The organism is Rathayibacter tanaceti (assembly GCF_001634385.1).
GTDB classification, from domain to species: Bacteria; Actinomycetota; Actinomycetes; order Actinomycetales; family Microbacteriaceae; genus Rathayibacter; species Rathayibacter tanaceti.
In genome coordinates this window covers 1-7,213 of the sequence record NZ_LIIN01000137.1, presented here as the reverse complement: position 1 = coordinate 7,213, position 7,213 = coordinate 1, and the positions used below count along the sequence as shown (strand labels likewise).

Here is a 7,213-nt window from a genome sequence, read left to right as displayed (position 1 = left end):
CCCGCCTCGCCTCGCCTCGCCCCGGCCCGCCCCGCCCCGTGAGGTTCCTCCACAGAGGCGGGATCGGCGGTTCTTCCACCGGTAGCGGATCGCACGAGCCGGAGGAGGGTGCGTGTCCGCCAGAGTGGCGGCATGTCCAGCACTGCTCTCGGAGCCTCCACCCGGCACGCGGCGCTCCGCTCCGGGCCGACGGACGCGCAGCTGAGCGCTCTCCCTGGCCAGCCCTGTCCACAGGGTGCGCCCGCGCGTGATGCCGGTCTCCCCTCTCGACCGAGCGCTCGCCCACCTGCCTCGGCGCGTCGGTCCTCGCAGCTCCTCTCCCACCTGATCGCCGCCGAGGCGCTGCCGACGCGACCCGGAGAGGACGATCCGATCCACCTCGCTGCGACGAGGCGGCACCGGCCCCCGAGGACTCGCGGCGTGATCGGTCACACCCTCGCGGAGACCGACGGAGCCGAGCGGCACGGTCTCCCGGGCACGGCAGCGGCGTCGACGTGGATCGGAGCACGACGGCGGACAGCACCGGACGGACGATGTCCAGTTCTCCCGCGACCGCGAGCGGCTGCTCGCCGGTCGTCGTGCGGGCCGGATCATCGTGGTCGTCCGCGCGGAGGGTCTGGCCGGCGGCCGGGCGCGGACGATCGTCGAGCTGCGTGCTGCTCCCGAGGCCCGCGGCCGGCGACCGTGACGCTCCCCGCAGTCCGGTGCTCGCGAGAGCCCCGACGTCGTCGCACCCGGCGCCGACTGCGACGACTCCTGGAATCTCGCGGGCAGGCCTCAGCTGCTCGCGCGGACCACGAGCGTCGTCGGCATCAGCGTGCGGTGCTCCACCGGGAGGCCCTCGATCCGGGCGGTCAGCAGCTCGATCATGCGCGCGCCGAGCTCGTCCGCGAGCTGGCGCACCGTGGTCAGCGCGGGCACGGCGTTCCGCGCGAAGAGGTCGTCGTCGAAGCCGGCCACCGACACGTCCTCCGGGATGCGTCGGCCGGCCTCGCGCAGGGCGACGTACGCGCCCACCGCCATCTGGTCGTTGGCGGCGAAGACACCGTCGAGACCGGGGTCGCGGGCGAGGAGGCGGCGCATCGCCTCGGTCCCGCTGGCGGGCGAGAAGTCGCCCCACTCCACCAGGTCGTCGGCGAGACCGGCGTCGCTCAGGGCGCCGCGCCAGCCGATCAGGCGGTCGACCCCCGGAGGCATGTCGGCCGGCCCCGCGATGGTCGCGATGCGACGCCGTCCCCGCTCGATCAGGTGCGCAGTGGCGACGGCCGCACCGTCGGCGTTGTCGACGTCGACGAAGTACGAGCCGCGCTCCTCCGGCGAGAGCGGCCGCCCGCCGAAGACGACCGGCAGCGAGTCGGAGAGGGCCGCGTAGGAGTGGTCGCCCGAGTGGTGCGAGACCACGAGCGCGCCGTCGACGTTGCCGCCGAGGAGGTAGCGGCGGGTCTTCTCGCCGGAGGTCTCGGAGGCGATCAGCATCGACAGCGTGTAGTCGGTGTCGGCCAGGCGCATCGCCGCTCCCTGGACGATGGAGGCGAAGAACGGGTCGGCGAAGACGCGCGCCGTCGATTCCGGTACGACCAGCGCGATCGACTGGGTCCTCCTCGAGGCGAGCATCCGAGCCGCATGGTTGGGCACGTAGTCGAGCTCGCCGATCGCCTTCTCGACGGCCGCCACGATCTCGACGGCGACCTGGGGCGCTCCGTTGACGACCCGCGAGACGGTCGCGCGCGAGACTCCGGCGCGCGCGGCGACCATCTCGAGGGTCGGAGAGCGCCCCCGCCGCGCAGACCCGTTCCCTCGCTCACCGCTCAGTCCAGCGCCGCTGCGGCACTGCCGCCGAGCAGGCGCGAGTAGACCAGGCCCGAGTCCTTCACGATCCGCTCCTGCGTGCCGTAGTCGACCCGGACGATCCCGAACCGCTTCTCGTAGCCCCAGGCCCACTCGTAGTTGTCGAGGAGCGACCACACGAAGTAGCCGCGGATGTCGGCGCCCTCATCGATCGCGTCGGCGACCTTCTCGACATGGTCGAGTACGTACTGGGTCCGGTCGAGGTCGTGCACTCGTCCGTCGACCACCGTGTCGTCGTAGGCGGCGCCGTTCTCGGTCACGTAGAGCGGAGGCACGTTCTCGTACTCGAGCCCGAGGCGGGTCAGCAGGTAGCGCAGACCGTCGGGATTCACCTCCCAGTCCATCGCCGTGCGCGGGAGCCCGCGCGAGGGGAACGTGATGAACTCCGAGCCGACCCACGGAGAGCCGACCTCGCGGTCGGTCGCCTGGGCGAAGTCGTCGGCGCCGGCGGGCAGCGGGTGGGCCGAGACGTTGTCGTCGTGGTAGTGGTTCACGCCGAGGAAGTCGAGCGGGAGCGAGATCAGGTCGAGGTCGCCGTCGACGATCAGCTCGTCCAGCCCGAGGCCGGCGACATCGGCGAGCAGGTCCTCCGGGTACTCGCCGCGCAGCAGCGGGTCGAGGAAGATGCGGTTCTGCAGAGCGTCGAAGCGGCGCGCTGCGTCGAGGTCGGCCTCGTCCTCGGGGTCGTCCGGCACCGCATTGGAGAGGTTGAGCGTGATGCCCAGGTTCTGAGCGCCGAGCTGACGCAGGGTCGAGACCGCGAGCCCGTGCGCGAGGTGGGTGTGGTGCACCGCGGCGAGCGCGGCCTGCTGCGAGATCACTCCGGGCGCGTGGACGCCGGCTCCGTAGGAGAGCAGCGTCGAGCAGAACGGCTCGTTGAAGGTGGTCCAGTGCTGGACCCGATCGCCGAGGCTCTCGTAGACGGCCTCGGCGTAGTCCCGGAAGCGCTCGGCGGTGTCGCGGTTCGCCCAGCCGCCGGCCTCCTCGACGGCCTGCGGGAGGTCCCAGTGGTAGAGGGTCAGCCAGGGGAGGACCCCGGCGCCGAGCAGCTCATCGACCAGTCGCGAGTAGAAGTCGAGGCCTTCGCCGTTCACAGGGCCGTCGCCCGGCTTCACGCGCGACCAACTCACCGAGAAGCGGTAGGAGCCCAACCCCAGCTCTTTCATCAGCTGCACGTCGGCGGGCATCCGGTGGTAGTGGTCGACCGCTACCTCGGGGGTGTCGCCGTTGGCGACCGCTCCCGGGACGCGCGAGAACGCGTCCCAGATGCTGTCCTCCTTGCCGCCTTCGTGGCCGGCTCCCTCGATCTGGGCGGCGGCCGTCGCCGACCCCCAGAGGAACCCGGCGGGCCAGTCGCGCAGAGCGAGGCGGTCGGCCTTCGCGACCTGCTCCGAGAGGTTCGGTGTGACGGAAGAGGAGGGGGTGCTGGCGACGCTCATTGCGGGCTCCTTCGGCGGCTCTCCGACCATCTTAGGGCGTCGGTGGAGCGCTCTCTCGCAGGACTCGACAGCGCTTCGCCGTGCCCCGCCCGCCGCGGAATCCTGCGCGCTCAGGCCCGGTGGGCGCCGTGACCGTCCTTCGGCGCGGTGATGGGCACGGAGTCGGTGCGCACGTCCGGCTCGATGCTGCCGGCAGCGAGGTCGGCGCCGGCTCGCGCAGCGAGCTGCGGATCGGTCCGGCGCAGTTCGGCGGCGCTGTCCTCTGCGAGGTCGTGCGCCTCCTGGATGGCCGACTTGGCCCGCAGCGGCGGGGTCTTCAGGAACCACGAGAGGACGAAGGCGAGGAGCACGACTCCGAGTGCGACCTGGAAGACGGTGACGGTCGCGTCGTTGAAGCCGGTCAGGAACGGCGCGGACAGCGCCCGGTCGGCGGTCGTCAGGAACGACGTGTCGCCGTCGAGCGCTGAACCGATCGCCGCGGTGTCCTGCGACTGGAGAAGCTTCAGGATCCCGGCGTTCGCGGGGTCGGCAGCGATGCTCGGATCGGCCGCGGCCCGCTGGAGGTCCGAGGTGATCGCGGGGTTCCTGAAGGCTGCGGCGATCGTCTCGGGGATGCGGCTGAACAGCACCGAGAAGATGACGGCGGTGCCGAGGGTGCCGCCGATCTGTCGGAAGAAGGTCGAGGCGCTGGTCGCGACTCCCATGTTCGCCACGTCGACCGAGTTCTGCGATGCGAGGGTGAGCGTCTGCATCATCTGGCCGAGCCCGAGGCCGAGCAGCAGCATCCCGCCCATCATGAAAATCACCGGCTTGTCGATCGAGGCGAAGGTGAAGTAGAAGAAGGCGGCCGACATCAGGAAGGTGCCGACGATGGGGAAGGCGCGGTAGCGGCCGGTGCGCGAGATGATCTGGCCCGAGACGATCGAGGCGATCATCAGGCCGAGGATCATGGGCAGCATCAGGAACCCCGACTCGGTGGGCGTCGCTCCGTTGACCAGCTGCAGGTAGAGCGGGATCGCCATCATGCCGCCGAACATCCCGAAGCCGACGAGCACGCCCAGCACGGTCGCCATCGAGAAGGTGGGGGAGCGGAAGAGCTTGAGCGGGATCAGCGCGTCGTCGCCCATCATCCGCTCGGCCGCGATGAAGCCGACGATGCCCAGTGCGCCGACGATGTAGCAGACCCAGGCGATCGGCGATCCCCAGCCCCACTCGCGGCCCTGCTCAGCGATCAGCAGCAGCGGTCCGGCGGCGACGACGACGAGGGAGGCGCCCCACCAGTCGATCCGCACCGAGCGCTCCCCGGCGGGCTTGGGCAGGTGAAGGAAGCGCACCACGATGAAGAGCGCGACGGCGCCGATCGGCAGGTTGATCAGGAACACCCAGCGCCAGCCGGTGATGAAGAGGATCTCGGGGGTGCCGGCGAGCAGGCCGCCGATCAGCGGGCCGACGACGCTCGAGATACCGAAGACGGCGAGGAAGTAGCCCTGGTACTTCGCGCGCTCACGCGGCGGGAGGATGTCGCCCATCACCGTGAGGGCGAGCGACATCAGGCCGCCCGCTCCCAGGCCCTGCACCGCGCGGAAGCCGGCGAGGCCCAGCATCGAGGTGGCGAAACCGGCGAGCGTCGAGCCGATCAGGAACAGCACGATCGCGATCAGGTAGAGCGGTCGGCGTCCGAAGATGTCCGAGAGCTTGCCGTAGATGGGCGTCGCGATCGTCGAGACGATCAGGTAGGCGGTGGTCACCCACGCCTGCTGCGAGAGTCCGTCGAGGTCGTCCGCGATGGTGCGCATCGAGGTGCCGACGATCGTCTGGTCGAGGGAGGAGAGGAACATCCCCGCCATGAGTCCGAAGATCACGAACAGGATCTGCCGGTGCGACATCACGGCGCCGGAGGGCGTCGCGGTCGCAGCGGATGGAGTGGAGGCGGATTCGGCCACGGTGGTCCCCTTGTCTGGCGGACGCGCCCAGGCACGGCTCTCCGCCGCAAACGTTGCGTGCTGCGCAAAGTTACACCGCGTGCGAGGTTCGCGACAGGGGCGGCGGCGAGCCTGAGCGGTATCTCAGGTCCGTCGCTGACGACGTCAGAGGTGCGCCGGGACCACCTCGTCGGCCCAGCCCGCTTCGCGCAACGCGGCACGCGCCTCCGCCCGGGCCGAGTACGGCGTGCGCACCCCGAGGATGTCGCGGTAGTTCTGGTGGCCGGGACCCGCCCAGAGGATCGCATCGCCCTCGTGCGCGAGCGAGACGGCGACACGGATCGCCCGCTTCGGGTCGTCCACCTCGTGCAGATCGGCGTCCGGCCGGGCGGCGAGTGCTGCCTCGACGAGAGTGCGGCGGATGGAGGCGGGATCCTCGAACCGCGGGTGGTGGTCGGTGATCACCAGGACGTCGCTCCCGGTCACGGCCGCCTCGGCCATCGCCGGTCTCTTGAGCGCGTCACGGTCGCCGTCGGCCCCGAAGACCATGATCACGCGACCCGGAGTGACCTCGCGGACCGCCTCCAGCGTGCGCTGGAACGCGTCGGCACTGTGCCCGAAGTCGACGTAGACGGTCGGCCCGCGATCGCCGGAGACGCGCTCGGTGCGCCCGGGGAGTGAGGCGTCGACTCCGCCGTCGCGGTGCAGGGCTGCACGGATCTCGCCGATCGGCCAGCCGGCCTCGATCAGCATCCCGATCGCCAGCGCCGCATTGGCGGCCATGTGCGCGCCGATGATCGGGACCGAGGTCGTGATGGCCCGCCCCTCGCGGTTCTGCATCCGGAACCCGGTGCGGCCGAACTCCTGCTCGAGAACGGTCACCGTCCAGTCGGCGTCCACTCCCGGCAGCGAGGTGACGGTGGTCACCGGGATGCCGGCGGTGTCGCGCAACCGGGCGCCCGAGGGCGAGTCGAGCGACACGACCGCGCGGCGCGCGCGCTCGGGCTGGAACAGCTGCGCCTTCTCGCCGAAGTAGGTCTCCATGTCGCCGTAGTCGTCGAGGTGGTCGTGGCTGAGGTTCGTGAAGCCCGCGACGTCGAAGACCACTCCGTCGACCCGGTGGCGAGTGAGGGCCTGCGCGCTGACCTCGATGGCCGCAGCTCCCACTCCCTCCTCCTCCATGCGGGCGACGAGCGCGTGCAGCTCGGTCGCCTCGGGGGTCGTGAGACCGCTGGTCACGGAGGTGTCGCCGATGTGGCGCTCGGCCGTCGAGCTCAGGCCCGGCACGACTCCCAGCTGCCGCAGGATCCCCTCGAGCATGTGCACGGTCGAGGTCTTGCCGTTGGTGCCGGTGACTCCGAGCAGCACCGGGGAGCGCTCAGCGGTGCCGTAGACCGCGGCGGCGACGGCGCCCAGGCGGGAGCGCGTCTCCTCCACCACGAGCACCGGCAGGCCGGTCGCGCGCGAGGCACCCGCGCCGACCGGGTCGGTGAGCACGGCGGCGGCGCCGCGGGAGGCGGCCTGCTCGACGAAGTCGGCACCGTGGCGGTGCACGCCGGGCAGGGCCACGAAGAGGTCACCCGGCTCGACATCGGAGGCGATGAGGGTCACGCCGCTGATCGCGGCGGACGAGGCGTCGTCGCTCTCGACCTCGAGCGTCCGCGCGAGCGCGGCGAGAGGAACGGACGGAGCATGGCGGGGTCGGAGCATGGGGTCCTCTCGTCGATGGCTCCGTGGGGGTCGTGCGGCCGGTGGTGGCGGCTGCACGCGGAGTCAGGGGTGTCACTGAAGATAAAGGAATCGCATATGTGAATCCTTAGAGGATATGCAAGAGCGGCATGGAGGGGCACGCGGTGGACAACAGTCGCCCCCGGTGCTGTCCGGGCGCCGGCGGCGGGGCGCTGTCTAGGCTCGGGGGATGACGTCGAACGAGAACGCGCCGACCGGCGGCCCCCCCGTCCGCCGCCGCGCCCTGGTCATCGGGGGAGTCGCGGCCGCTGCGGG

General features: G+C 71.3%; 4 protein-coding genes. All 4 read right to left on the bottom strand.

The window, feature by feature from the left end; translation table 11 throughout:
- Window positions 1-777 precede the first annotated feature (777 nt).
- The 4 genes from ACH61_RS13230 to ACH61_RS13215 all read right to left on the bottom strand — a co-directional run bounded on the left by ACH61_RS13230 (window position 778) and on the right by ACH61_RS13215 (window position 6,919).
- Window positions 778-1,755: a LacI family DNA-binding transcriptional regulator gene (locus tag ACH61_RS13230; RefSeq protein WP_132505558.1), complete on the bottom strand. Its 978-nt coding sequence runs from the start codon at window positions 1,753-1,755 to the stop codon at window positions 778-780.
- A 53-nt stretch (window positions 1,756-1,808) separates the two neighbouring features.
- Window positions 1,809-3,287 carry a GH1 family beta-glucosidase gene (locus ACH61_RS13225; RefSeq protein WP_082845265.1) on the bottom strand — a complete coding sequence of 493 codons (1,479 nt, stop codon included), beginning with the start codon at window positions 3,285-3,287 and terminating at the stop codon, window positions 1,809-1,811.
- Window positions 3,288-3,397: 110 nt separating this feature from the next.
- Window positions 3,398-5,173 (bottom strand): MDR family MFS transporter, encoded by a 1,776-nt coding sequence (locus ACH61_RS13220; protein WP_068212810.1) that lies wholly within the window; start codon window positions 5,171-5,173, stop codon window positions 3,398-3,400.
- A 201-nt stretch (window positions 5,174-5,374) separates the two neighbouring features.
- Entirely contained in the window at window positions 5,375-6,919 is a 1,545-nt protein-coding gene (locus ACH61_RS13215) for a Mur ligase family protein (RefSeq protein WP_068212807.1), read from the bottom strand.
- Window positions 6,920-7,213 lie beyond the last annotated feature (294 nt).